The organism is Phaeobacter sp. A36a-5a (assembly GCF_037911135.1).
Taxonomy (GTDB): Bacteria; Pseudomonadota; Alphaproteobacteria; order Rhodobacterales; family Rhodobacteraceae; genus Phaeobacter; species Phaeobacter bryozoorum.
Map to the genome: position 1 here is coordinate 1,904,779 of NZ_JBBLYU010000001.1, position 21,885 is coordinate 1,926,663.

The 21,885-nt window shown below is 63.9% G+C and carries 20 protein-coding genes; 9 read left to right on the forward strand and 11 right to left on the reverse strand.

Going from position 1 to position 21,885, the window contains the following annotated elements:
* Positions 1-106: 106 nt before the first annotated feature.
* The 3 genes from WLQ66_RS08865 to WLQ66_RS08875 all read right to left on the reverse strand — a co-directional run bounded on the left by WLQ66_RS08865 (position 107) and on the right by WLQ66_RS08875 (position 4,802).
* Positions 107-1,108 (reverse strand): DctP family TRAP transporter solute-binding subunit, encoded by a 1,002-nt coding sequence (locus tag WLQ66_RS08865; protein ID WP_340545956.1) that lies wholly within the window; start codon positions 1,106-1,108, stop codon positions 107-109.
* Positions 1,109-1,785: 677 nt separating this feature from the next.
* Positions 1,786-3,015 (reverse strand): sigma-54-dependent transcriptional regulator, encoded by a 1,230-nt coding sequence (locus WLQ66_RS08870; protein WP_340545957.1) that lies wholly within the window; start codon positions 3,013-3,015, stop codon positions 1,786-1,788.
* Positions 3,012-4,802 (reverse strand): sensor histidine kinase, encoded by a 1,791-nt coding sequence (locus WLQ66_RS08875; RefSeq protein WP_340545958.1) that lies wholly within the window; start codon positions 4,800-4,802, stop codon positions 3,012-3,014. Before WLQ66_RS08875 ends, WLQ66_RS08870 begins: the two co-directional genes overlap by 4 nt.
* A 61-nt stretch (positions 4,803-4,863) precedes the next feature.
* On the opposite strand from WLQ66_RS08875, the gene WLQ66_RS08880 reads away from it, so the two are divergent.
* Positions 4,864-6,048, forward strand: a complete 1,185-nt coding sequence (locus WLQ66_RS08880; protein ID WP_340545959.1) for a cytochrome P450 — start codon at positions 4,864-4,866, stop codon at positions 6,046-6,048.
* A 50-nt stretch (positions 6,049-6,098) separates the two neighbouring features.
* Here WLQ66_RS08880 and WLQ66_RS08885 read toward each other — a convergent pair whose 3' ends face one another.
* Together WLQ66_RS08885 and WLQ66_RS08890 are read right to left on the reverse strand one after the other, a co-directional pair.
* Entirely contained in the window at positions 6,099-7,298 is a 1,200-nt protein-coding gene (locus WLQ66_RS08885; protein WP_340545960.1) for an MFS transporter, read from the reverse strand.
* Positions 7,299-7,495: 197 nt separating this feature from the next.
* Positions 7,496-7,975 (reverse strand): Lrp/AsnC family transcriptional regulator, encoded by a 480-nt coding sequence (locus WLQ66_RS08890; protein WP_340545961.1) that lies wholly within the window; start codon positions 7,973-7,975, stop codon positions 7,496-7,498.
* Between the two features lie 146 nt (positions 7,976-8,121).
* On the opposite strand from WLQ66_RS08890, the gene cobA reads away from it, so the two are divergent.
* From cobA to WLQ66_RS08920, 6 genes are all read left to right on the forward strand, one after another.
* Positions 8,122-8,958, forward strand: a complete 837-nt coding sequence (cobA, locus tag WLQ66_RS08895; protein ID WP_340545962.1) for a uroporphyrinogen-III C-methyltransferase — start codon at positions 8,122-8,124, stop codon at positions 8,956-8,958.
* Positions 8,958-9,266 (forward strand): DUF2849 domain-containing protein, encoded by a 309-nt coding sequence (locus WLQ66_RS08900; protein ID WP_260081637.1) that lies wholly within the window; start codon positions 8,958-8,960, stop codon positions 9,264-9,266. The genes cobA and WLQ66_RS08900 overlap by 1 nt, the downstream gene beginning before the upstream one ends.
* Positions 9,259-10,923, forward strand: a complete 1,665-nt coding sequence (locus WLQ66_RS08905) for a nitrite/sulfite reductase (RefSeq protein ID WP_340545963.1) — start codon at positions 9,259-9,261, stop codon at positions 10,921-10,923. The genes WLQ66_RS08900 and WLQ66_RS08905 overlap by 8 nt, the downstream gene beginning before the upstream one ends.
* A 4-nt stretch (positions 10,924-10,927) precedes the next feature.
* Entirely contained in the window at positions 10,928-11,707 is a 780-nt protein-coding gene (locus WLQ66_RS08910) for a phosphoadenylyl-sulfate reductase (RefSeq protein WP_340545964.1), read from the forward strand.
* Between the two features lie 3 nt (positions 11,708-11,710).
* Entirely contained in the window at positions 11,711-12,109 is a 399-nt protein-coding gene (locus WLQ66_RS08915) for a DUF934 domain-containing protein (protein ID WP_340545965.1), read from the forward strand.
* A 149-nt stretch (positions 12,110-12,258) separates the two neighbouring features.
* The gene (locus WLQ66_RS08920; protein ID WP_340545966.1) at positions 12,259-13,137 is read left to right on the forward strand and encodes a ferredoxin--NADP reductase; all 879 of its coding nucleotides are present in this window, start codon (positions 12,259-12,261) and stop codon (positions 13,135-13,137) included.
* Between the two features lie 81 nt (positions 13,138-13,218).
* Here WLQ66_RS08920 and WLQ66_RS08925 read toward each other — a convergent pair whose 3' ends face one another.
* Positions 13,219-13,944 (reverse strand): hypothetical protein, encoded by a 726-nt coding sequence (locus WLQ66_RS08925; RefSeq protein ID WP_340545967.1) that lies wholly within the window; start codon positions 13,942-13,944, stop codon positions 13,219-13,221.
* Positions 13,945-14,150: 206 nt separating this feature from the next.
* Here WLQ66_RS08925 and infC point away from each other — a divergent pair, with 206 nt between their 5' ends.
* On the forward strand, positions 14,151-14,804 hold the full coding sequence (gene infC / locus WLQ66_RS08930) for a translation initiation factor IF-3 (RefSeq protein WP_340545968.1): 654 nt from the start codon (positions 14,151-14,153) through the stop codon (positions 14,802-14,804).
* A 220-nt stretch (positions 14,805-15,024) separates the two neighbouring features.
* Complete coding sequence (locus WLQ66_RS08935) at positions 15,025-15,666, forward strand: methyl-accepting chemotaxis protein (RefSeq protein ID WP_340545969.1); 642 nt, start codon at positions 15,025-15,027, stop codon at positions 15,664-15,666.
* Between the two features lie 102 nt (positions 15,667-15,768).
* Here WLQ66_RS08935 and WLQ66_RS08940 read toward each other — a convergent pair whose 3' ends face one another.
* From WLQ66_RS08940 to WLQ66_RS08960, 5 genes are all read right to left on the reverse strand, one after another.
* Positions 15,769-16,557, reverse strand: coding sequence for an FAD binding domain-containing protein (locus WLQ66_RS08940; protein WP_340545970.1), 789 nt, complete (start codon positions 16,555-16,557; stop codon positions 15,769-15,771).
* 86 nt (positions 16,558-16,643) lie between these two features.
* Positions 16,644-19,007 carry a xanthine dehydrogenase family protein molybdopterin-binding subunit gene (locus WLQ66_RS08945; protein WP_340545971.1) on the reverse strand — a complete coding sequence of 788 codons (2,364 nt, stop codon included), beginning with the start codon at positions 19,005-19,007 and terminating at the stop codon, positions 16,644-16,646.
* Positions 19,008-19,101: 94 nt separating this feature from the next.
* Positions 19,102-19,587: a (2Fe-2S)-binding protein gene (locus WLQ66_RS08950; RefSeq protein WP_340545972.1), complete on the reverse strand. Its 486-nt coding sequence runs from the start codon at positions 19,585-19,587 to the stop codon at positions 19,102-19,104.
* A gap of 119 nt (positions 19,588-19,706) precedes the next feature.
* Positions 19,707-20,711 carry a molybdopterin-binding protein gene (locus WLQ66_RS08955; RefSeq protein WP_340545973.1) on the reverse strand — a complete coding sequence of 335 codons (1,005 nt, stop codon included), beginning with the start codon at positions 20,709-20,711 and terminating at the stop codon, positions 19,707-19,709.
* Positions 20,708-21,724, reverse strand: coding sequence for an XdhC family protein (locus WLQ66_RS08960; RefSeq protein ID WP_340545974.1), 1,017 nt, complete (start codon positions 21,722-21,724; stop codon positions 20,708-20,710). Before WLQ66_RS08960 ends, WLQ66_RS08955 begins: the two co-directional genes overlap by 4 nt.
* Positions 21,725-21,885 lie beyond the last annotated feature (161 nt).

The window sequence follows — 21,885 nt, forward strand, 5'->3', positions numbered from 1 at the left end:
GCTCTCCCTCGATGTTTGGATAATGGGATACCGGCGCGGATGGCGCACCGTGCAAATTGGGGCGGCGCGTCAGTCGCGCCAGCCCCGGATCTTCAGCCTGTGGCCTTTACATGCCTGCGTTGATCGACTGTGCCGCGTCGATCATGTCCTGACCAACGTCGCCTGCGAATTTCTCCCAGACCGGCTTCATCGCCTCGACCCAGGCCGCGCGCTGCTCGGGCGTCAGCTCACGCACCACGCCACCGGCATCAATGATCGCCTGACGCGCTTCGGCGTTCACCTTGGTGGATTCGGAGTTCCGCGTTGCCGTGACCTCGCCAAGGATGGTCAGGAACTGCTCACGGACAGCAGGCTCCAGGCTGTCGAGCCAGTCAACAGAAGTCACCACCAGATAGTCCAGCGCGCCGTGGTTGGTCTCGGTCACACCGTCCTGCACCTCAAAGAACTTCTTGCCGTAGATGTTGGACCAGGTGTTCTCTTGCCCGTCCACAACACCCTGCTGCAGCGCGCCGTAAACTTCGGAGAAGGCCATTTTCTGCGGGCTGCCACCGATCGCTTCCATCTGCGCCACCAGCACGTCCGAAGACTGCACGCGGAATTTCAGCCCATTGGCATCCGACGGCGCGATCAGCGGCTTGTTGGCCGACATCTGCTTCATGCCATTGTGCCAATAGGCCAGCCCCTGCAGACCGCGGCGCTGCATCGAATCCAGCATCGCCTGACCATTGTCAGAGGCCTGGAAAGCATCAACCGCGTCGATGTTCTTGAACATGAACGGCAGGTCGAACAGGCGGAACTGCTTGGTGAATTTCTCGAATTTCGACAGGCTTGGCGCGGCCAGCTGCACGTCGCCCTGCAGCATCGCTTCCAGCACCTTGTTGTCATTGTAAAGCGTGGAGTTCGGATAGACCTCCAGACACATGGTGCCGTTCATCTCTTCGTTGATGCGCTTTTCCAGCAGCGAGGCGGCAATCCCCTTGGGGTGCTTGTCGGTATTGGTCACATGGCTGAACTTGACGACGATTTCGCCTTCCTCACAGGCCGCCATGGCGGCACCGGCACTCATGGTCAGCGCCACGGCGGTGGCAGCAGCAGTTACAAATTTCATGTCTTTCCTCCCAGAATATCTCCTTGGCCTTTGCAACAGCAAAGACCCCGACGGCAGCATCACGGCGCTGGCCGCTCCGCTCAAGCCTTTGTTACAGCGTCACGAGACTGGAAATTTATGAATTTATAACAAATGCTTACCGAACCAATCTCAGGTCACCTCTCAGCGACACCACCATGGTTGTGCGAATTCCCGCACAGGGAGGCGGCCCTGCTGTGCGGATTTCCGCACATTCTGCGCGTGCGAGAGACGCGGCCCGGGATGCGGTCTTGGGAATCAGCGCCCGTCATCTTTCCATAAATACTCAAATCCGACGCCCGCACCGGGCAGAGCCAGCGGCGCCGGGGCGTTGCACAGGCGCCGTGCGCCCTGCCCGCGTTTGATTAACCCGCAGCTGTCACATTGGGCCGGTCGCGACATCCGGGCCGTCTGACACACGGTCCACCGATCCGGGGCATCTGGCACATGCCCCGGCAGGAGACCGGCCCGCGCCCCGCAGCATGCAGGGTGCAGGCGTCCAGACAGCCATGGTTGACGGACATGGGCCCCGGCTGACACCCGCGCCCATCCCCCTCCGCCCATGCGCCCTTAGGGGCCATCCGGCGGCGCCGCCATTCACTGCCCTCGCCGCCCGATCAGGCGTGGCGAGAAACAGCGAAAGACACAGCAGACCGCGCTCAGCGGCGATAGTCCTCAGGCCGGATGCCATAGCGCGCCAGCTTGTCATAAAACGTCTTGCGCGGCAGCTTCAGGGCTTTGGCCGCGGCAGAGGCATGGCCGTTCTGCCGGCCCAGCGCTGCTATGAGCAAGGACCGCTCCACCTGCGCCAGCTGCTCGGCCAGCCCCAGTTCCGCCGATTGCGCCGCCTCCTCCGGCATGCCGAGGACAAAACGCATGGCCGCCGACATCAGCGATCGCGCATTGCCCGGCCAATCCTGCGCCATCAGCGCCGCCAGATGGTCCGGTGGAATATCCGGTACGGCAATGCCCGCCTGCTCTGCCGCCTGCGCCACGTAATGGCTGAACAGCACCGGGATATCCTCGGGCCGCTCCGACAGCGCCGGAATGCGCACCCGCATCACGTCCAGCCGATAGAACAGATCCGCCAGAAATCCGCCACGCGTCACCTCCTCGGCCAGATCCGCGACAGTCCCAACCAGAACCCGCGCCTCCACTCGCTGTTCCAGCGCCTCCAGCATGGCATATTGCGTCTCTTTCGGCAGGGCGGCGATTTCATCCAGGTAAAGCGATCCGCCCGCCGCCTCGCGGCACAGATCCGCAAACCCATCAGGGGTCAGCCCCGCCGCCGGGCGTTTCACAAAGGCGCCCTGACCACGCGGCGACATCAGGTGAATGACCTCCGCCACCTTGGAGATCCCGCCACCCGGTGCACCGGTCACCAGCACTTCGGCCCCGGTGGCCGCCACCGCGCGGGCACGGGCGCGCAGCTCCGCCACCTGCGCCGAGGTGCCAAAGATCATCCGCGCCGCCGCATCGCCGCTTTCCAGCCGCGACTTCAGTGCGCGGTTCTCCCGCACCAATGCCCGCGTCTTCAGCGCCCGGCGCACCACCGTCATCAGATCCGCAGTGGCGCAGGGTTTTTCGAGGAAATCAAACGCCCCCTCCGCCATCGCCTGCACCGCCATCGGGATGTCACCTTCGCCGGTCAGCAGGATCACCGGCAGATCACTGTCCACCTCGCGCACATAGCGCAACAGGTGAAACCCGTCGCGTCCCGGCATCCGCATATCCGACAGGATCACCCCGTCAAAATCGGGCGTGATCAGATCCTTGGCCGCCACAAAGGATCCCACCGTGATCGCGTCACACTCCGCCAGCTCCAGCGTCTGGCCAAGCGCCGCCCGCACCGCCGCATCATCGTCCACCACCAAGACACGATTGGTCATGCCACCTCATCCTGTTGTTGCGGCTCGGCACCTGCCTGCGCACGCCAGCGGTCCAGCTCCACCGTGAATTCGGCGCCATCGCCGGTGTTGACGCCCCGGATATCGCCGCCAAAGCTCTGCACCAGCCCGTAAGAGATCGACAGACCCAGCCCCATGCCATCGGCGCTGCCAACCGCCTTGGTGGAATAAAATGGCTCAAAGATCTTCTCGGGTTCCTTCAGCCCCGGACCGATATCGCGCACCGTCACCGCCAGCCGCGCGGCAGCATCCCCGCCGCGGGTTTCAATCGCCATCCTGATCTCGCGGCGCTCCTGATCCAGCATCGCATCGGCGGCATTGTTGATCAGGTTCACAAACACCTGCGACAACCGCACCTCGCCGCCCCAGGCAAAGACCGGCTCCGCAGGCGGCTGCCAGACCAGCGCCACCCCATCCTGCCGCAGCCGCTGCTCCGTCAGCTCGGCGGCGGTATTGATCACCTGCACCAGATCGACCCGGCCCATCGGTTCGTTTTCGTTGCGGGCAAAGGCACGCAGGTTCTTGATGATCCGCGCCATCCGACCGGCCATCTGCGCAATCCGGCCCAGGTTCTCGCCCGCCCGTTCCGGCTTGCCGCGCGCTACAAAAGCCTCGCCGTTCTCGGCATATTGCTGGATCGCCATCAGCGGCTGGTTCAGCTCATGGCTGATCCCCGCCGACATCTGCCCCAGCGCCGACAGCTTGCCCGCCTGCACCAGCTCCTCCTGCGCGCGTTTCAGCGCCGCCTCCGCCTCCTGACGTTCCTGCACCTCGCGGGTCAGCCGCATATTGGTGGCCGACAGCGCCCGCGTGCGCGCCTCGACCCGGCTTTCCAGCGCCGCATTGGCCTCCGCCAGTGTGCGCCGCCGTTCCAGCGCCAGCGCCAGCATCGTGCCCAGCGCCAGCACGATCGCCGCCATCGCCGCCGCCTGCAATCCTGCCAGACGCTGCGCCGGGGCCACATCCACCAGGATCTCCCCCACCATGCCGATCTGCGGCAGGTTCACCGCCTGATGCAGCGCCCGCTCCGGCAGATAGGGCGACCAGCGCAGATCCCAGATCTCATGCGGCCCCTCGAGCCAGGACCGAAGCGCCACCTGTCGCCCATCGGGCGGCGACAACCCCGGCCCGTCGGTGCTGCGCTGCCAGAACAACAGCTCCCGCCGGTTGGCGATAAAAACTTCACCGCCCCGGTTGGTGAAAAACACTGCCGGCAGCGAGCCACGCCAGGTCTGCTCAACATCCTCGACATCAGCCACCACCACCAAGGCACCGCGCACCCGGCCATCGCCGTCGAAATCAGGGGCCGCATAGACATAGGCCCGCCGCCCATCCGGTTGCAGCACATCATATCCGGTGCCCAGCGCCCCCTGCATCGCACGGTGGAAGTAGCGGCTCTGGGTCACATCGCGCCCCATCACTCCCTCAGCAGCGACCACCACCCGCCCCGCCCGGTCGACAAAGAACACATCCAGCGCCGCCGTCTTGTCCGCCACCTCCCGCAGCAGCCCCTGCGCCGCCGCCCGTGCCTCGGCGCGGTCCAGCTGCTTCAGCGTCGGGTGATCGGCCATCAGCACGGCGAGCTCCTGATAGACCTGCAATTGCGTGGTCACCCGGTCCGAGGCCAGCGCCAGATCCGCTGCACTGCGTTCGGCAAGCGAATCAAGCGCTTGGCGATAGCCCAGCCGGTAGACACCCGTTGCCACAGCCGTCACCGCCCCCAGAAGAAGCGCCAGAATGATCCAGCGATGTGCGTGAAACTGCGTCATTGGCCGCACAGTAGCAAAGCCCCCCTTGCATTGACCAGCCGCCTTGGCAAAAGCTGCGCAGATGAAGACATTGACCCAATCCCCCACCGACCCCGATTTTGTCCAATCCCCCTACGGTTTTTACGCCGAGGCCCGCGCGAGCGGACATCTGCATTACTGGCAGGACTACAAAATGGTTGCGGCCTTCTCGCACCCGGCTGTTCATACCCTGCTGCGCGACCGCCGCTTTGGCCGCGAGATCCCCCCGGAGATGGCGCGCGAAAGCCCCGCCCATCTCGCCCCCTTCCTGCAGGTCGAGGCGCATTCGCTCCTGGATGCAGAGCCACCCCGCCACACCCGCCTGCGCCGCCTTGTCTTGCGCGCCTTCACCAGCCGCGAGATCAAGGCGCTGGCGCCCGGTCTCGAAACCCTCTGCCACGAGCTGATCGACGCCTTCCCTCAGGACGCGCCCTTTGACCTCCTGTCCACCTATTGCACCCAGGTCCCGGTGATCGCGATCTGCCGCCTGCTGGGCGTGCCCGAGGATATGGCGCCGCAGCTCCTGGACTGGTCGCACAAGATGGTCGCCATGTATCAGGCCTCCAAGACGGTCGAGACCGAACATGCCGCCGCGAAGGCCAGCCAGGAATTCATCGACTTCCTCACCGCCTATGTGGACGAACGCCGCAAGACCCCGGGCGAGGATCTGATCACCCGCCTCATCCAGGCCGAGGAAGACGGCGAAAGCCTCTCCACCGATGAGCTGATCGGCACCTGTATCCTGCTGCTGAACGCAGGCCATGAGGCCACGGTGCATTCGCTGGGCAATGGTGTGAAAACCATGCTGCAACAGGGCTGGGACACAAGCTGGCTTGCTCCCGACGGCATAGAAGGTCTGGTTGAGGAAATCCTGCGCTATGACCCGCCGCTGCATATGTTCACCCGCTACGCCTATGAGGAGGTCGAGATGTTCGGCCATAGCTTCCAGCGCGGCGATGAGGTGGCGCTGCTGCTGGCGGCGGCCAACCGCGACCCCGAAATGCTGGAGGATCCCGAGCGCTTCGATCCCACGCGCCCGGCGAAGGTGAACACCTCCTTTGGCGCAGGGCTGCATTTCTGCGTCGGCGCACCGCTGGCGCGGATGGAGATGCAGATCGCCCTGCCGATCCTGTTCGAGCGTTGCCCGGACCTGAAACTGGCCGCCGCGCCGGAGTATAACAACACCTACCATTTCCACGGGCTGACAGGCCTGATGGTTCAGGTCTGATCCCCAAACGTGGCGGGCCGGCGCGGCCTGCCACAACACCACCGCCCCCCTCAGGCTGGGCTTCGCGGCCGTCCAAAGATCAGCACCGCAGCAGCGACAACAGCCACAGCCGACGCACAGCGGATCACGGTCTGAAAATCATAGGCCTGCGCAATCAGCCCCACAGCCGGACCCGCCATCACCCCGCTCACCATCAGTGTATTCCAGTAGATCGCCGTCGCGCGGGCGGGTGTGTCAGGCGCAAAGGATTGCACATAGCTGATGCCAAGGCTGGCATAGAACCCGTAATACAGCCCCTCCAGCGCCGCCCCCGCCAGCATCTGCGGAAAGCTCTGCACCGCCGCCAGCAGCTGGATCGTCACAACCGCCAGCCCGGTGACCACCAGCAGCGCCCGCCACATGCCGATGCGCGCAATCACCCAAGGGGTGGAGAAGATCGCAATCACCTCGACAAAGGTCTTGATGCTAAAGGCAAACCCCGGCGCATAGCCGGGCAGCCCCACCTCTTCGACGTAAAAGATCGGCAAGGCGGAAAACGTCAGCGAATGCGCGCTCGACAGGCAGAACACAAAGCCGGCCGCCAGCCACAAACCCTGCGGCGCCACTGCGGTCTGGCCGGCGCTGTCCTGCGCGGGCGCACGGCCCGGCATCGCGGTGATGTCACGGGGCAGCGTAAACCACCACAAAGAGATCCAGACCATCGACACCGCAACAGCCATCACAAACACCGCCCGAAGACCAATCCCATCCGCAATCAGAAACGTGACAGCCGGGCCGATCATCCAGGCCGTTGAAGTCGTGGCCCGCATATGCGCATTGAACCGCACCCGCTCTACCTTGTGACGCTCGGCCAGACTGCCGCCGAGGCTGAACATGGTCGACACCGCGCTGGAACTGATCCCGAACCCTATAACACCCGCCGTCAGCACCACCCAGAGCGCGGGCAGCAGCGCCAGCGATCCCGCCGCAAACACAAACCCCGCCGCGGCCAGTCCGATCAAGGGAAACACCCGCGCGCCGGCATCGATGCGGCGGGCAAACTGCCGGTTGGCCACCAAGGTGAGGCTGATCGCCATCCCGGCATAAACGCTGATGATCCAGGGCTCATACCCCAACCCCCTGACCAGAAAATAGCTCATGAAGGGCACAATCATGGCGGTGCAGATCGTGCCGCAGAACAACAGCAGCAGAAACAGCAGGCGCGCCGTCACCGCACCCACAGGTGCCGCGGAGGATGGGGAAATGGCCATGATCAAGTCAACTCAACTGCAAATGCCTCACCATTGCCGGAGCGCCCCCGCTGCGCAAGCCCAGCGTCCAGACTGGCTGCCCCGCCGCCCCGTCATCTTTCCAGAAATACTCCGGGGGATGTGACCTGCGCCGCAGGCGTGGGACACGAAAAAGGGGGCAGCGCCCCCTTTCCTTTGCCACCATCTGACAACCGCGCTTATTCTTCTGCGATGGCTTCGAGCGGCAGCAGGGTGGTGGATTTGATCTCCTCCATCGACAGCAGGGCCGTGACATTATGCACCCGTACCTCGGAAATCAGCGCCTGATAGAAGTTGTCATAGGCACGGGCGTTCTTCACCCGCACCTTCAGGATATAGTCGATATCCCCGGCCAGCCGGTGCGCCTCCTGCACCTCCGGGCGATCCTGCAGCGCCTTCAGGAACTTCGCCTGCCACTCCGCCTCATGGGCCGAGGTGCGGATCAGCACAAAGAAACAGGCCTCAAACCCCAGCGCCTCGGCATCCAGCACCATGGTCTGCCGCCCGATGACGCCCGCCTCGCGCAGCTTGCGAATGCGATTCCACACCGGCGTCTTGGAACTGCCCACTCGGCGGGCGATTTCATCCAGCGACTGGCCCGCATCGCGTTGCAGCTCCGCCAGAATTTTCCGGTCCGTGCCGTCGATCCGCACTGTCATTCCTGTTTTCTCCTTGTTTGGGGATCAACCCGCCTGCATCTGCCGCCAGCTGGAACAATCTTCCTTATTTGCCGCGCCATATAGCGGATAAGGGGGAATATTTCCTATATTCAGGGGTAAGTCAAACAAACCAGACGAGGCCCCAGATGACCGGTCCAGACACCAGAACGCCCCCTGCGCCGCTGCCGAAGCCCGCGCAGGCCTGTGGCTCCGTCGCCGCGACGTCGCTGGTGGCTGGCGAGGTCGCCTTTGCCGGCTCCGGCCCCGGCGATCCTGACCTCCTGACGCTGAAGGTGGCGCGCGCGCTGTTGCAGGCGGATGTGATCCTCTTTGACCGTCTGGTCAGCGCCGAGATCATGGCCCTTGCAGGTCCGCAGGCCCAGCTGGAAGACGTCGGCAAGGAGGGGTTCGGCCCGCAGGTGAGCCAGGAAGAAATCTGCGCCCGCATGGTGGCCCATGCCCGCGCGGGCAAGAAGGTGCTGCGCCTGAAATCCGGCGATCCCACCGTCTATGGTCGTCTCGATGAGGAACTCACCGCCTGCGAGGCTGCCGGCGTCGCCTATCAGATCCTGCCGGGTATTACCGCCGCCTCCGCGGCCGTGGCCTCCATCGGCCAGAGCCTGACGCAGCGCGGGCGCAATGCCTCGGTGCGGTTTCTGACCGGCCACGACATGAAGGGCTTTGCCGATCACGACTGGGCCGCTCTCGCCCGTCCGGGTGAGGTTGCCGCCATCTACATGGGCAAGAAATCCGCGCGTTTCGTGCAGGGCCGCCTGATCATGCACGGTGCCGACCGCGCCACGCCGATGACCATTGTCGAAAATGCCTCGCGCGCCAATCAGCGGGTGATCGAAACCACGCTGGACCGCCTGCCCACCGATCTTGCCGCCGCCGAACTGACCGGCCCGGCGCTGACATTCCTCGGCCTTGCCCCGCGCGCCAGCGCCCAGGCCCTGACAGATTTGAAAATGGAGCTTGCCTGATGCCCCGCCCCTTTACCCCGAAAATCATCACCGCCAACGACCTGCTTGAGGGCGACGTGATCTATTTCACCGACACCAACGGCTGGAGCCGCGAGCTGAAAGAGGCCGAGCTGATCGAAGATGAGGCCGAAGCCCAGCTGCGCCTGCTCGAAGCGGAAAAAGACGCGCAGCATGTGGTGGGCATCTACCTGACCGATGCAAAAGCGGGGGCTGACGGCCCCGAACCCACCCATTTCCGTGAAGATTTCCGCCGCACCGGCCCATCCAACTATCGCCACGGCAAGCAGGAGGCCGCAGCAAATGTATAAGTACAACGATTTCGACACCGCGTTCCTCGCCGAACGCAACGCCCAGTTCCGCGCCCAGGTGGAGCGCCGCATTGACGGTTCTCTCACCGAGGATGAGTTCAAGCCGCTGCGCCTGATGAATGGTCTCTATCTGCAATTGCACGCCTATATGCTGCGGGTGGCGATCCCCTATGGCACGCTGAACTCTGACCAGATGCGCACCCTCGCGCTGCTGGCGGAGAAGTGGGACAAGGGCTATGGCCATTTCACCACCCGTCAGAACATCCAGTACAACTGGCCCAAGCTGCGCGATGTGCCCGATATGCTGGACGCGCTGGCCGAGGTTGGCCTGCACGCGATCCAGACCTCCGGCAATACCATCCGCAATGTGACCTCGGATCATTTCGCCGCCGCCGCCAAGGATGAGCTGACCGACCCCCGCCCCTATGCCGAGCTGATCCGCCAGTGGTCCACCGACCACCCGGAATTCCAGTTCCTGGGCCGCAAGTTCAAGATCGCCATCACCGGCAGCTCCAACGACCGCGCCGTGACCCGCGCGCATGACATCGGTCTGCGCATGGTCGAACGCGACGGCGTTGCCGGGTTTGAGGTGATCGTGGGCGGCGGCCTTGGCCGTACGCCGCTGATTGGCAAGGTGATCCGCGATTACCTGCCGCAGGCCGATCTGCTGCCCTATCTGGAATCCGTGCTGGCGGTCTACAACCTGCTGGGTCGGCGCGATAACAAATACAAGGCCCGCATCAAGATCACCGTGCTGGAAAACGGCATCGACACCATCCGCGAGATGGTGGAGGAGCGGTTTGAAGAGCGTCGCAAGACCTTTGACGGCACCGATCAAGTGCTGCTGGAGGAGATCAAGGCCCATTTCACCCCGCCCAAACTGCGCGGCGGCAATCTGGAGACCTATCTGGCCGCCTATGATGCCGATCCGGTGTTCCGCTCCTGGGCGGATACCAATCTGGCCGAGCACCGCGATGACAACCACGCCATCGTCACCATCTCGATCAAGGCGCATGGCCAGACCCCCGGTGACGCCACCGCCGCGCAGATGCGGGCAATGGCCGATCTGGCAGAGCGGTTCGGCTATAACGAGCTGCGCATCAGCCATGAGCAGAACGTGATCCTGCCGCATGTGCATAAATCGGACCTGCCGGCCCTGCACGCCGCGCTGAAGGACCACGGGCTGGCCACCGCCAATGTCGGGCTGATCTCCGATATCATCGCCTGCCCCGGCATGGATTACTGCGCGCTGGCCACTGCCCGGTCGATCCCGGTGGCGCAGGAGATTGCCACCCGGTTTGAAGAGCTGAAGCTGGAACATGAGGTGGGTCATCTCCAGATCAAGATTTCGGGCTGCATCAACGCCTGTGGTCACCACCATGTCGGCCACATCGGCATTCTAGGCCTCGACCGCGCCGGGGTGGAGAACTACCAGATCACCCTTGGTGGCGACGCGACAGAAACCGCCGCCATTGGCACCCGCACCGGCCCCGGTTTTGCCTATGATGAAATCGTGCCTGCGGTGGAACGGCTGATCACCGCCTATCTCTCTCTGCGCGACAGCGCCGAGGAAACCTTCCTCCAGACCTATCGTCGCGTCGGCATGGATCCGTTCAAGGCCGCGCTTTACCCCGAGGCCCAGAAAAAGGTTGCTTAGCACCATGGTCAATGCAGCGGCACTACCGACTGACACACACCAAGGCCCCAGCAGTGCGCATCAACTGGCACTGGCAACAAAGGTGGATGCGCTCAATGCGCGCTTTCGCCACCATTCTGCCACCGCGGTTATGGAAGGCGCGCTGAAGGATGCGGGCCATATCGCGCTGGTCTCCAGCTTTGGCGCGGAATCGGTCGTGCTGCTGCATATGGCGGCGGTGATCGACCCGATGACGCCGGTGGTCTTTGTCGATACCGAATTGTTGTTCACCGAAACGCTGGTCTACCAGCAGGAGGTGAGCGAGCGGCTGGGCCTGCGCAATGTGCAGGTGATCCGCGCCGCTGATATCGCCGAAAAAGACCCCTATGGCGCGCTGCGGTTCTCGGATACCGACGCCTGCTGCGCCCTGCGCAAGACGGCACCGCTGCAAAAGGCGCTGGCGGGGTTTGACGGCTGGATCACCGGGCGCAAGCGGTTCCAGGCAGGCACCCGTGCGGCGCTGGAGTTCTTCGAGGTGGAAGAGGCCGCCACCGGCCCCACCGGTCGGCTGAAGATCAACCCCCTCGCCCATTGGGCGCCGCAGGATGTGCGCGCCTATATGGATGAAAACAGATTGCCCCGTCACCCGCTGGTGGCCAAGGGCTACCCCTCAATCGGCTGCGCCCCCTGCACCTCGCCCGTCAAGGAAGGCGAAGATCCGCGGGCCGGGCGCTGGCGCAACCAAGACAAGGAAGAATGCGGCATCCACGTGGTGGATGGCAAATTCATTCGCACAGGAGCCTGATAGATGAGCGTGATTGTGACCGATACGGGCTTTGGCCCTGACAGCTGGACAGCGGGCTTTGACAGCGACACCGCCATTGAGATGCAGCCTGATGCCGACCCTTCGGCGCTGTCCAACCAGCTGCCGGGGCTGGAGATGATCCGTATTCATTTCCCCAGCTTTGCCGATGGCCGGGGCTTTACCCTTGCCCGGCGCCTGCGGCTGGCCGGCTACACCGGCCGTCTGCGCGCCTATGGCCATGTGCTGGCCGATCAATATGCGATGGCGCGGCGCTCCGGGTTTGACGAGGTGGAGATCAGCGACGATCTGGCCACCCGCCAGCCCGAGGACCAGTGGCTCGACCGTGCCAACTGGCAGGCGCATGACTATCAGGCCCGCCTGCGCGGCACCGCCGCGCGCTGAGCCACCCCCCTTCCGCTTCATGGGACGACCCGCTGTCGGCCCGGCTCCCTTGCGCCCTGCGCGGAGCCGGTTTCGCAAAACAGGGGGTTTTCCTGACCTGTATCAAAGACTAATCAGAGGTGCCGGCTACTCCTCCGGCAGAGCAACCGATGAACGAGATGACCCCCGTGACTGAAGCTGTGACCGACATTGCCAACGATCCGAAACCGGCCAAAGCCGTACCGGCCCTGCCCGACGCCCAGACCGTGACCGAGGTCAAGCACTGGACGGATCGGCTGTTTTCCTTCCGGGTGACCCGGCCTGCCTCCCTGCGGTTCCGCTCGGGCGAGTTTGTGATGATCGGTCTGATGAACGATCCCGACCCCAAGACCGGTAAGGTCAAACCGCTGCTGCGCGCCTATTCCATCGCCTCGCCCAGCTGGGACGAGGAAATGGAATTCTACTCGATCAAGGTGCAGGACGGCCCGCTGACCTCGCGTTTGCAGCACATCAAGGTGGGCGATGAGATTATCCTGCGCCCCAAACCCGTCGGCACGCTGGTGCATGACGCGCTGGTCCCCGGCAAACGCATCTGGTTCTTTGCCACCGGCACCGGTTTTGCGCCCTTTGCCAGCCTGCTGCGCGAACCGGAAACCTATGAGAAATTCGATGAGGTGATCATCACCCACACCTGCCGCGAAGTCGGGGAGCTGACCTATGGCGCCGAGCTGATCGAAAGCCTGAAGACCGATGAGCTGCTCAATGAGGTGATTGGCGAAGGCTTCTGGAAGAAGATCAAATACTACCCGACCACCACCCGCGAGGAGAGCCCCAAGATGGGCCGGATCACCGATCTGATGCGCTCGGGCGAGGCCTTTGCCGATCTTGGCGTGCCGCCGCTGAACCCTGAAAGCGACCGCGCGATGATCTGTGGCAACCTGGCGTTCAACCTCGAACTGAAGGACCTGTTTGAAAACACCTATGGTCTGGAAGAAGGCGCCAATTCCAAGCCTGCGCATTTCGTGGTGGAAAAAGCCTTCCTCGACTGATCCGCAGCGACGGCACTGATGTAAAAAAGGCCCCCGCCAGAGTTTGGCGGGGGCCTTTGTCGTCTGGCACATCTGCCCGCGTTACTGCGGCAGCGCGTCCTTGATGCGTTTCAGCGTCGCTTCCAGCAGGGCCGGATTGTCACGCGCCTGACCCAGGGTGGTGACCAGCAGCGCCTTCTGTGTCGCCTCCATCGAGGAGTCCTCGATCATCGCGATCACCTTGTCATAGTCAAAGCCCGCAGGCGTCAGCAGCGCGTCTCTGGCGGCTTCGCCGTTCTCTTCAGCCGCAGCCGTGGCATCGGAGGCGGCGTCCGCCACGCTGTCGCCTGCCGCCTCGGCGGATTCTGCGGCATCATTGGCAACATCCTCTGCCGCCTGGCCTGCCGCAGCTGCCGTATCGGCAACTGCATCACCTGCCGCCGCTGCCTCGTCACCCGCCGCATCCACAGCAGCCGCAGTGCTGTCCTGCAACTGATTGGCAGTGTCGGTTACACCTTCGGCAATCTCGTTCACGGTTTCCTCGGTCGCCTCGGCAACCGCTGCGGCCGCATCGCTCACGGCCTTTGCCGCCGCATCGACGGAGCTGTCGACAGCGCCTTCGACCTCTTCGGCGGCGGTGGCCACATCATTCTCGATTTCGGCAGCGACCTCTGCGGCAGTCTCACCGGCAGGTTCTGCCTCCGGTGTCACCACAACGGTTTCAGTCGCAGGCGCGCCGGTTTCGGGATCGGTCCCCATGGAGGAGACGTAGAAATATCCGCCCAATGCGACGGCTCCCACACCCAGGCCAATGACGATCGGTTTCATGATGGATCTCCTTATCTCTCCATATGCCCCGCAGCATGGCAAGGCTTATGGCTTAGCACTTGGGGCTAGGCGCCTGAAACTACAAGGGGAATAAATGGCAGGCGCCGCCATCGGCCAAACACCGCCAGTCTGGCCCACCCCGGCCTGCCGACATCAGCGCAAGACAGAATTAACCCGTTGATGACGCTGTTCTGTGCAAACAAACCTTGAAAACAGCGGTATGCGCAGTCATACCCGCAATTGACTTGAATCGCAGGCCCGGGACCGTTACTTTCCGGGCACTTTTCCGAAGTGACAGAAGGATAGACGTCATAGCCCGCAGACCCCATAATGCGCCGCCGCAACGCGACACCGGCCCGCGCATCAACGAAAAAATCCGTGCTCCTGAGATTCGCCTGATCGGCGCTGAGGGGGAAAACGTTGGCGTGGTCCACCCCGCCAAGGCGATGCAGATGGCAGAAGAGGCCGGTCTCGATCTGGTCGAGATTTCGCCCAATGCCACCCCGCCCGTGTGCAAGATCATGGATTACGGCAAGTTCAAATATGAACAGCAGAAGCGGGAAAGCGAAGCACGCAAGAAGCAGAAGATCATCGAAGTCAAAGAGGTGAAGTTCCGTCCCAATACGGACACCCACGACTACGAAGTGAAGATGCGCAACGTGTACAAGTTCCTGGAAAACGGCGACAAGGTAAAGATCACCCTGCGCTTCCGTGGCCGCGAGATGGCCCACCAGAACCTGGGCCGCGACCTGCTGCTGCGTGTTGCAGAAGACATCAAGGAACTGGGCAAGGTCGAAAACATGCCCAAGATGGAAGGCCGTCAGATGATCATGATGATCGGCCCCCTGCCGCAGAAATAACCGCGATCACACGCGCGACCGTTCGAACCCCGCCCCAATCGGAGCGGGGTTTTTTCGTCGTCGCGGCAATGGCTTGCACCATTGGCACCGATGATATTTTTTCGCGCCACACGGCTTAGATGTATTTTATGGTCACGTTTTATTTACGCCCGCAGCTTACCTGATAGAGGACGTTCGGTCGCCGCCGACAATAAAATCACCGCCAAATATGGAGCCTCCCTTGAAGCCTCTCAGCGACGTCCAAAACAGTGCCTTCATGGCCATCGCGCCCTGCCGCGCCGCCTCTCTCGCGCTGGTGGTGCTGGCCAATGAAGACACCCAGCACGCGCCCGACACGATGAAAGACCTGCTGGACCAGTCGGTGAGCCGGATCAGAGCCGCCTATCAGATGCTGACCCAGGGCCTGGACAAGCTGCTGGCCGAAAGCGAATACGAACTGCCCGAGGATCTCTGCCTGCAACGGAAGAAATCCATCGACGCGCTGACCCCTTTTGCCGAGGTGCTGAACACGAAATCGGATGCCGAGGTGCTGAAGCGGGTACGCGACATGCCCTCCCTCACGGCGCAGGCGCTGTACAAGGTCGAACCGGAGGTCTCCGCCTTTCTGATCGACATGACCAAAGACATGTTCGACGCGCAGAAAGCCCGCGACAGCGCCCGGGATGACGGGATGCGCGAAGCCATCGAAAACGCCGAAACCGTCGGCCGTCATATTCAGCTGATTGCCTTCAACGCCTCGATCGAGGCCGCGCGCATCGGCGATCAGGGCAAGGGCTTTGCCGTCATCGCCTCGGAAATCCGCAACCTCTCTGGGCGCACCCAGACGCTGCTCGACACGATGTCCGGCTACCTGCGCGCCTGATGATCATCAGCCGCCGGCAGTCAGTACCGGCCCAGATAGCAACCAGATAGCAAACGGCCCCGGCAGATCGCCGGGGCCGTCTTGCCGTTTCGCGCTGATGGCTCAGGCCGCAGCCGCCACCGCCCGTTTGGTGATCACGCCGACCAGATGCGCGCGATAGGCCTTGCTGCCGTGCAGATCGCCGATCATGCCCTCTGCATCCACGCTCAGCCCCTCTATCGCAGCGGGCGCGAAATTCGCCGACAGCGCCGCCTCAGCCGCGCTCCAGCGGAACACGCCCTCCTCCGAGGCGCCGGTGACCGCCACCCGCACACCGTCAGGAAACCGCGCCACAAACACCCCCACAAGGGCAAAGCGCGAGGCAGGCTGGACGAATTTCTCGTAATGCGCCGCCTGCGGCACCGGCATGCGGATATTGGTGATGATCTCACCTTCCTCCAGCGCGGTGGTGAACAGCCCCTGAAAATAATCATCCGCCGCAATCTCGCGGGTGTTGGTCACAATCGTGGCGCCGCTGGCCAGGGCCGCCGCCGGATAACAGGCGGACGGGTCGTTATTGGCCAGCGAGCCACCGATGGTGCCACGGTTGCGCACCGCCGGATCGCCGATATGGCCCGCCAGCGCCGACAGCGCCGGATAGCTCTTGGCGGTTGCCGCCTCGACCTCGGCATGGGTGGTGGCGCCGCCGATGGCGATGGCATCGCCATCCGGGCAGACACCGCGCATCTCGGCAATCCCGCTCAGACTCACCAATGTGCTGGGCATCGCCAGCCGCTGCTTCAGCGTCGGAATCAGCGTCTGCCCGCCGCCCAGAGCCTGGGCATCCTCCGCACCCAGCGCCTTGACCGCATCGGCGATGGTTGCGGGTTTCTCGAATTCAAATTCATACATCTTCGCTTCCTTCCCAAAGAGCGCATGAGGCCCTTCTTCTGGCTAGAAATATCCCGGGGGTATGGGGGCAGCGCCCCCATGAGCCCTTAGCCGTTCATCGCCGCCCAGACCCGTGCAGGGCTCAGGGGCATGTCGATATGGGTGACATCCTTGCCTGCGGATTGCAGCGCATCCACCACCGCATTGACCACCGAGGGCGGGGTGCCGATGGCGCCGGCCTCGCCGCAGCCCTTCACACCCAGCGGATTGTGGGTACAGGGCGTCTGGCAGGAATGATCGACCTTGTAGAACGGCAGATCATCGGCCCGTGGCATGGCGTAATCCATGAAGGAGGCGGACAGCAGCTGCCCGTCGTCATCATAGACACAGGCCTCCAGCAGCGCCTGACCGATGCCCTGACCAATGCCGCCATGCACCTGACCATCGACGATCATCGGATTGACGATATTGCCAAAGTCATCCGCCGCGGCAAAGCTTTCGATGGTGACCTTGCCGGTGTCCGGATCGACCTCCACCTCGCAGGCATAGGCGCCCGAGGGATAGGTGAAATTCGCCGGATCATAGAACGCGGTTTCCTCCAGCCCAGGCTCGATATCCTCCAGCGGGTAGTTATGCGGCACATAGGCCGCAAGGGTCACATCGCCCCAGGCCAGCGACTTATCGGTGCCTGCGACGGTGAACTGGCCGTCCTTCAGTTCGATATCCGCGTCCGAGGCCTCAAGGATATGGGCGGCGATCTTCTTCGCCTTGGCGATGATCTTCTCGGTGGCACGGACCATCGCAGATCCCCCCACCGCCAGCGAGCGCGAGCCATAGGTGCCCATGCCCATCGGTGCCTTGTCGGTATCGCCATGTTCGATCTCGACCATATCCTCGGGGATGCCGATCATCTCGGCGATCACCTGGGGGAAAGACGTCTCATGCCCCTGCCCGTGGCTGTGGCTACCGGTCATGACAACGATGCCGCCGGTGGCATTGACCCGCACGGTCGCGCTCTCATAGAGGCCTGCACGGGCGCCAAGCTGCCCGACAAGGTTCGAGGGCGCGATGCCGCAGGCCTCGATATAGCAGTTCACCCCAAGGCCCCGCAGCTTGCCCTTGGCCTCGCTGGCGGCACGGCGCGCGGCAAAGCCGCTGAGATCGGCGATCTCTTCCAGCTTGTCCATCGTGGCGTGGTAATCGCCGGTGTCATATTCCACCGCAACCGGTGTGGCATAGGGGAATTCGGTGATGAAGTTCTGGCGGCGCAGCGCGATCGGATCAACCCCCAGCTCACGCGCCGCCTTATCAATGACGCGCTCCAGCTGATAGGTCGCCTCTGGCCGACCCGCCCCGCGATAGGCGTCAACGGCAACGGTATTGGTGAACACCGCCTTCACATTCACATAGATCAGCGGCGTCTTATAATTGCCAGCCATCAGCGTGCCATGCAGCCAGGTCGGGACCGAGGGGGCAAAGGTCGACAGATACGCGCCCATATTGGCGTAGGTCTCGGTGCGCAGCGCGGTGAAATTGTTGTCCGCGTCCAGCGCCAGTTCGATCTTGGTCACGTGATCGCGGCCATGGGCATCGGACATAAACGCCTCGGACCGGGACGAGGTCCATTTCACTGCCCGGTTCAGAGCCTTGGCAGCAAAGGTGCAGAAGGCCTCTTCCGCGTAGTGGAAGATCTTGGAACCAAAACCCCCGCCCACATCCGGGGCGACCACGCGCAGTTTATGCTCGGGGATGCCCAGCACAAAGGCGCCCATCAGGAGACGGATCACATGCGGGTTCTGCGAGGTGGTATAAAGCGTGCTGTCGCCGGTGGCGCGGTTGAAATCCCCGACCGCCACGCGTGGCTCCATCGGGTTCGCGACCAGACGGTTGTTGACCAGCTCCAGCGTGGTGACATGGGCGGCGTCCTTGATCGCCTGATCCACCGCCTCGCGGTTATCCTCAACAAATCCCCAGTCATAACAGAGGTTTGAGGTCAAATCATCATGCACCTTCGTGGCGCCATCCTTGACCGCTTCTTTCATGTTGATGACGGCGGGCAGCTCTTCGATGTCGACCACAATCGCCTCGGCGGCATCACGCGCCTGTTCCGGGGTCTCGGCCACAACGGCGGCGATGGGATCGCCGACATGGCGCACCTTGCCCTGGGCCAGCACCGGATGGGCCGGTTCCTGCATCACCTCGCCAAAGCGGTCGGTCACCTGCCAGCCGCAGGGCAGCCCGCCGACGCCTTCGAAGTCCGCGCCGGTGAAGATGCGCACAACGCCGGGCATGGCGGCTGCATCGGCGGTGTCGACCGAGGTCAGCCGACCATGGGCCACATCCGAGCGCAGGAAATGCACATAGGCCTGGCCGTTGAGATTAATGTCGTCCGTGTAATTGCCGGTTCCGGTCAGGAACCTGATGTCTTCGCGCCGTTTCGGGCTGGCGCCGATGCCGCTATCCTTTGGCATTGTCCAAATTTCCTCCCTGGACGGTCTGCGCAGAGGCAGACCTCTTGGTCATGCTGTGGTTCAGTCGTGGGTCCTTTTGCAGCTGCGGCGGGCGTTATTCGGCCGCCAGCGCAGAGATGTCCTGACCCGAGGCCGCCATGATCGCCTTCACGATATTGTGGTAGCCGGTGCAGCGGCACAGGTTGCCCTCAAGGTATTCGCGGATTTCCTGTTCGCTGGGTTTTGGATTGTCCTTCAACAGCGCGGCTGCGGACATCACCATGCCCGGCGTGCAGAAGCCGCATTGCAGCCCGTGGTGGTCCTGAAACGCCTGTTGAATGACGTTGAGCGTGCCATCGGGGGCAGCCTGCCCTTCGATGGTGGCGACATCTGCGCCCTCGGCTTCGGCCGCCAGCATGGTGCAGGATTTCACCGCTTTGCCATCCACATGCACGACACAGGCGCCGCATTGGCTGGTGTCGCAGCCGACATGGGTGCCGGTCAGCCCCAGATCTTCTCGCAGGAAACTGGACAGCAGCGTGCGCCCTTCGACCTCTCCGCTGGCAGTCCGACCGTTTACGGTCATTGTGACTTTCACCATCAACTCCTCCCTTGGCTCGCAAAAACTCGCTGGCCGAAGTTAAGCACGGGGAGCTTGCCGGCGCGAAGCCCTAATCGCATCGCCACGACTAAAGTCGCAGGTGCAGCCGCAGGTCGGGGTCAGAGATCGCTGCGCCTTGGGCGGGGACGTGTGGGGATTTCCTTCAAGAGGCCGCCGACGCCCATGGCGGCGATATCGGCGCTGCTGACCTCGATGCCGCAGACCAGCCGTTCCAGCACCCAATCCGCCCCATTGAGCGCAGGCGAGCGCGCACAGCCCGGCAGGCCCAGCACCGGCCGACCGGACAGCTGGCCGAGAAACAGCAGGTTGCCGGGATCCACCGGCATTCCAAAGCGCAGAACCTCTCCGCCCGCCCGGCGCAGCGCCGAGGGCGCCACATCCAGGGGATCCGAGGTGGCCGAGGCGGTGAGGATCAGGATCAGATCGCTGTCATCGCCAAGGCTCGCAAGCGCGGCGGCCAGCTCAGCCTCGCGGTGCGGCACCACCTGCCGGGGGGCCATCGCCATGTCGAACCGGTCGAGCCGTCCGATCATCGCGGCGCGCCCCTTGTCCGGGGGCGTCTGCGCGCAGGTGCGCGTCTCGATCAGGGTGGCGCGGCGCAGCTGTGGCGGGATCAGGCGGATCGCCCCGGCCACATCGCGGGTGGCGACCGTCAGCGCCTCATCCGGCACGGCGTAGGAGATGATCTTGGCGGTGGCGACCATGCCGCCGGGATCGGCGCGGTGGAAATCGGGCACCGTGGCCAGCGTGATCATCGGATCGACCGCATTCAGCGCGTTGATCCGTTCGGCATCGACCCGGATCAGACCGGGGCCAAGCGCATGAAGGTTGACCCGCCCTGCCCCGGCACCGGAGATGCGCAGCCCCAATGCGGCAGGATCCGGCAACAGCGCCTCGGCCAGCCGCTCTGCGGCGCGGTCTTCGTGGATATCCCCCGGTTCCAGCTGCGCCACAGTCAGCGCGCGGTGGCCGGCGGCGGCAAGGTCAGCCAGATCCTGCGCTGCCAGTCTGGTGCCCTTGGCAATGCGGTGCTCCGCCCCCTGCAGCGAATGGGCCAGATAGCATCCCGACGCCTCATTGAGGGGCACCTCGCCAAAGATCATGGGCGCCGCCCCCGCAGAACCGCCGTCATCTCGGCGATGATCGACACGGCGATTTCCGCCGGGCCTGCGGCACCGATATCAAGCCCGATGGGACCGTGGATACGGGCGAGCGTCGCCTCGTCAAAACCAGCCTCCTGCATCCGTGCAATCCGTTTGGCATGGGTGCGCGTCGAGCCGAGCGCGCCGATGTAGAAACAGTCCGAGCGCAGGGCGGCCTCCAGCGCGGGATCGTCAATTTTCGGATCATGAGTAAGCAGCACCACCGCGCTGCGCCCATCCAGACCAAGCTCGGCGATCGCCTCGTCGGGCCAGTCCTCGATCAGCCGTTCATTGGGGAACCGGGCCGCCGAGGCAAAGGCCGCGCGCGGGTCGAGGATGACCGGATCGTAGCCGGCAATCCGCGCCATCGGCACCAGCGCCTGGGTGATATGCACCGCCCCCACCGCGATCAGGCGCAGGGGCGGGTTGTGAACGGCGACAAAGGTCTTGCCGTCCTCTTCGACGCCGGAGCGGTCCATGCGTTTGCGCTCGGCGTGGGCGTCGGTCTCCAGCCGCCCGGCACCGCTGTCGAGATCAACCACATAGGCCAGGGCGCGGCGGGCCGCGCGGGCAGCGACCAGTTCGGCCAGCGTCGCCTCTGACAGGGAGCCGCCCACCGGTTCGACCAGAATGCGGATGGTGCCGCCACAGGCCAGCCCGACCGCAAAGGCATCACCGTCGCTGACGCCGAATTCCAGAAGCTGATGCCGCCCCGAGGCGATCGCCTCCTGCGCGGCCAAGATCACCGCGCCTTCGACGCAGCCCCCCGAAACGGACCCTTCGATCCGGCCATCGCTGGCAACCGCCAGCTGCGCGCCGGCGCGGCGCGGCGCGGATCCCCAGGTTTCGACCACCGTCGCCAGCGCCGCCCCGCCGCCGGTTGCCCGGCCCGCGCGATACCACGCCAGGGCGGTTTCGGGGATGGCATCAAAACGCTCGATACTGGACGCGATGCTGGGCGCGATACTGGACATGGGCATCTGGAACCTCGGGGTTGCGGCGATTGCCGTATGTGGTCCATGGCAGGTGACATTCCGGCCGCAGACGGGACGCGCCGAGTCTAACGCCGCCGCCCCGCAAGCGGGATCAAAAACACGCGCGCAGCCCTGCGACTTTGGTCGCAGGATCAACACCC